The following is a 1,282-nucleotide window of genomic DNA, read 5'->3' as shown; positions in this document are numbered from 1 at the left end:
TGGCCGGCCCCCGATGATGCGACCATCCGGTCTTTGAGTCCGGGGTCGATCGGTTTCAGTTGATCTCGCAGACCACGGGGTGATGGGTGTGGCTGCAGGTGGCAGCGTACTCGGCCGGTGTCAGGTAGCTCAGTGCCGAGTGTCGGTGCCGGTGGTTGTGGTCGGTTTTGAAGTCGCCGATCACGACCCGGGCTTCGAGCAGGCTGGTCCAATGGTTGCGATTGAGGCATTCATGCCGCAGCCGCCGGTTGAACGACTCGATGTAGCCGTTGTTCCAAGGTGTTCCGGGTGGGATGTAGACGATCCCGACGCGATCAACGCAGAACTGTTGCAGCGCAGCCGAAATCATCTCCGGGCCGTTGTCCATGCGTAGTACCTTCGGTGGCCCGCCGGTGGCAGTGAACACGCGCTGCAGCTCGGCGACCAGCCGCTCGGCGGTGATCGACCGTTCCACGACGTGCAGTAGCGACTCGCGGGTGTGTTCGTCGACCATCGACGCGATCTTCACCGCCCGCCCGTCGACGGTCGAATCGAACTGGAAGTCCAACGCCCACACTGTCTTCCGAGCATCGGCGTCGATCACCGGCACCGAGGATTGCCCGGCCCGTTTCCGTGGCGAATGCGCACGGACCTGCAGACCTTCTTCACGCCAGAGCCGATGGACCCGCTTCTTGTTCACCGGGAAGCCCTCGTCGAACCGCATTGCCGCCCATGCCCGCCGGAACCCGTGGCACGGATGTTTGCCAGCATACGAACGCAGCCATGCCCGCGCACCGGCGTCAGGATCGGCGGGTGTTTGCGCGGCCGGCAGCCGCCGATACGTGGATCTGTGCAGCCCAACTACCTTGCACGCGAACCGTTCCGACATGCCCATAGCCTGTTGAAGCATGTCGGCGGCGCGCCGCTTGGCAGCTGGGCTCAGAATTTTCCCCGCGAAATCTCGCGCAGCGCGTCTTTCTCCAACTCCGCATCGGCGAGTAGCCGCTTCAACCTCGCGTTCTGTTCGCGCAGCTCTTTGAGCTCTTTCGCCGCATCGGTATCCATGCCACCGTACTGGCGGCGCCAGTTGTAGAGTGTCGCAGCCGATACTTCGAGGTCAGCGGCGATCTGTTCGCCCGTCCGCCCTTCCGCGGCGAGCTCGTCGGCACGGCGCAGCTTCCGCACGATGTCCTCCGCGGAATGCCGTTTCCGTCCTGCCATGTCCTTCAGTGTCCCTTCCAGCCCCAACCAGGGCCAACAAGGACCCTAAAACTGGACGGACTCATTCACCGGGGACAGGCCA

The 1,282-nt window shown here is 63.7% G+C and carries 1 protein-coding gene; it reads right to left on the bottom strand.

Annotated features, from left to right (window positions below):
* Positions 1–55: 55 nt before the first annotated feature.
* A protein-coding gene (locus tag ACIBI6_RS41175) for an IS3 family transposase (RefSeq protein WP_396960602.1) occupies positions 56–1,200 on the bottom strand; the annotation gives its coding sequence in 2 pieces (ribosomal slippage) (positions 56–924 and positions 924–1,200; 1,146 coding nt in all).
* Between the last annotated feature and the right edge of the window lie 82 nt (positions 1,201–1,282).

Origin of the sequence: Nocardia sp. NPDC050412 (genome assembly GCF_044458825.1) — a bacterium.
Lineage (GTDB): Bacteria > Actinomycetota > Actinomycetes > Mycobacteriales > Mycobacteriaceae > Nocardia.
This window is presented reverse-complemented; position numbering and strand designations above follow the sequence as displayed.